This window comes from Bacteroidales bacterium (assembly GCA_018334875.1).
In the GTDB taxonomy this organism is placed as follows: domain Bacteria; phylum Bacteroidota; class Bacteroidia; order Bacteroidales; family UBA12077; genus JAGXLC01.
The window spans coordinates 1-3090 of record JAGXLC010000464.1 but is presented as its reverse complement, the minus strand read 5'-3'; the positions used below and the strand labels follow the sequence as shown (position 1 = coordinate 3090).

At 49.7% G+C, this 3090-nt stretch carries 2 protein-coding genes; both read left to right on the top strand.

The genetic code is table 11. The features are described from left to right. A partial coding sequence (locus KGY70_19890) for a phospholipase D family protein (GenBank protein MBS3777467.1) occupies positions 1 to 410 on the top strand: 410 nt, incomplete at its 5' end. A gap of 502 nt (positions 411 to 912) precedes the next feature. Further along, on the top strand, positions 913 to 2979 hold the full coding sequence (locus tag KGY70_19885) for a S9 family peptidase (protein MBS3777466.1): 2067 nt from the start codon (positions 913 to 915) through the stop codon (positions 2977 to 2979). The last annotated feature ends 111 nt before the right edge of the window (positions 2980 to 3090 follow it).

The window sequence follows — 3090 nt, the reverse complement described above, 5'->3', positions numbered from 1 at the left end:
TCCATGTCCATCACCACGGAGGTGTGAGGTCTTTTTTGGCTGTGCTGGAAGAACTGGTAAAAAGGAAAGTGGCCATTCGCCTGCTGCATGCCAAAGAGCCGGGGGTGAACTTCCGCAACAGCTTTGATAAATACCCGGAATTATGGAAAAACATGGAGCGCCAGCTTTGTCCCAGGGTCCATTTCAAGCATATCGTGGTGGATGGCCGGCTGGCCTACACCGGCTCGGCCAACCTTACAGGCGCAGGACTGGGCATCAAAAGCCCAAACACGCGGAACTTTGAATCCGGCATCATCACCACCGACCCCGAATGGATCGATCCCATCATGCACCAGTTTGACCAGGTATGGATGGGAAAACACTGCAAAAGCTGCAAAAGAAGAGACTTCTGCCCCGATCCCATTGTTTAGATCATACCCTGTATCATATTTAGACAACCCAATATCTCATTGGCATCCAGGTCGCGAATGCCCCAAAACTAAATACCCTCCCCTTATTTTTAAACGAGTCACATAATAAAAAACTAACAGACAAAAGGTTGAACATATAACCAGATGAATTTGTCTGATTTTTGACAATGAGCTACCCAGGATAAAATCCTCAGAATGAGCATTCATTTTGAGCCTGGATTGAAAAGTGGCGGGAGCCATCCCGCCCCCATCTTTCAATTCCTTTTTTCGGATCAGCCAGCGTTGAACCGACATATATCAAAACGAAGCAAACACAACAGCTGCAAGGCATGATAAGGATACGGGTAGAACTTTCCTTTTAAGTTACATGCCTACCACCGAACGCAGCAAACATTCATTTCTTCTGATTCCCGGACCAGCACCGGGGTGGAAAACTGCCTGAGTCTGTCCGGGGTTCCGGAGGATGTCCGTATTGCGTAAATCCCAAAAAAGGAGTTGAAACATGTTCATTACAAAAACGATTCATCGATTCCGACCGGTTACCGACCGATGGCACATTTTAACAGTTATCATTTTGTCTGCATTATTTATCGATGCTTTCAATCCCTCAACTATTCAGGCACAGCCTGATACCTCCCGTTGGATCCCCGAGTTATCCATGCAATACAAACGGATCACTGCCACTCAAATCTCCCCGGATGGCGATTATGTGGCCTACGTGGTTCGGGAACCTGTGATAAGTAAAACCCAAAGCACTTTTCGCAGGCATCTTCATGTAGCAGCTGCAGATGGTTCTGTGGACAACCAGTACACCCGCGGCAAGCATTCCAACTTCCATCCCCGATGGTCGCCGGATGGCAAGAAGATTGCTTTTCTGAGCACCCGTGGGGGAAAGCCCCAGGTTTACCTGATCCGCCTGAACGGAGGAGAAGCCTATCCCATCACCGACGCCCCAACAGGGATCAGCGGTTTTCAGTGGAGTCCGGATGGCAAACGCATTGCCTACCTGATGAAGGATCCCAAATCCAAAGCCGAGAAAAAACGGGAGAAGCAAAAGCGGGATGTGAACCGGGTCAACCAGGAATTCCGCTACAATCATCTTTATACGACGCGGGTGAAGCAGGCCGATGACACGACCAGAAAAGTCCCGCGGCTTACCAGGGGCGAGTTCCATGTAACCGGTTTCGACTGGTCGCCGGATGGTAAGACCATTGCTTTTGTTCATCAACCTACTCCAAGGGCCAATTCGCAGTGGAACAAAGACATTTCCACCGTTCCCTCCGATAGCGGGAAGGTAAAAGCCCTGGTAGAACAACCGGGCCTCGATGATGCTCCTCATTTTTCGCCGGACGGAAAGAAGATTGCCTTTACCTCAAGCGGAGAAAAGCAGGTACCGTATTATCTTCAGGATATTTATCTTTTGCCGACTTCAGGAGGACAGGCTCAGAAACTGGCCAACACCCCCGACCGCAGAGCCACGATCATCTCATGGACCGACAGGGGTCAATCCCTTCTGGTCGTAGAACCTTCAAAAACCAACATGCACCTGTATCGTGTACCAACTGATGGAGATCGGGTTAATAAGGTTTCAACCGGCCAAGGGGTCTATGGATACCCCGTTTTTTTTGCCATGCCCTCATACAGCCGCCAGGGCGATCGTTTGGCCTTTACCTATGAGAACACTTCAGCACCTCCTGAGGTTTATGTGAGTAGCCGGAAAAACTTTACCCGCCAAAAAATAACCGCAATCAACGAGGATCTCCCCAAACCCGAAACGGGCAAGACCAAACTTATTTCCTGGAGCGGCCCGGGAGGCAAACAAATTGAGGGTTTGCTCACCTATCCGGCAGGTTATGATGAGAGCGACCGTGTTCCACTAATTCTCGATATACATGGCGGACCCCATGGGGTGCATTCCCGATTTTTCACAGGAGATCCTTTCATAAGGTATATCCCTCAGGTGTTCGCTCAACGAGGTTATGCGGTGCTTCGACCCAATCCAAGAGGCAGCACAGGATATGGCAAATCATTCAGGTCGGCCGTGGTAGAAGATTGGGGAGGTAACGATTACCGGGATCTGATGAAAGGTGTTGATCGGGTCATCGATATGGGAGTGGCCCATCCCGACAGCCTGGCCATTATGGGCGGCAGTTATGGAGGCTATATGACTGCCCGGGCCGTTACAAAAACCGATCGTTTCGAGGCAGCGAGTATGGCAGCTGGATTATCTAACCTGATCAGTTTTGTAGGGACCACAGATATACCTTCCGGCTTCAAAAGGCAAATGGGTGGTGAGTTCTGGAACATCTACGATGAATATGAACAGCACTCCCCGATCTACCAGGTGGAAGAGGTCACTACTCCCACCCTGGTATTTCACGGAAAACTTGACCAACGAGTCCCCGCCTCCCAGGGTCGCGAATTTTACCGGGCACTGAAACGGCGCGGCATTGCCACCGAAATGGTTCTTTATCCGCGTACCCCTCATGTTCCAAGAGAGCCGAAGTTGCTCATTGACCTCAACCAACGGATCATCGACTGGTTCGATGAGCACCTGGGACGGGATTAAAAATCTAATAATCTGACTGTGAAATTGACCAACAGACATCGCAACTATGAAACCATTTGTTCTTATTCTTATCGCAATGCTTTCAGCTGGCAATCTTCTAAGCCAGCAAAC

Bases quoted from the DNA above. Each gene is read 5' to 3' on its own strand.
- KGY70_19885 (MBS3777466.1), top strand. From the start codon at position 913: ATGTTCATTACAAAAACGATTCATCGATTCCGACCGGTTACCGACCGA.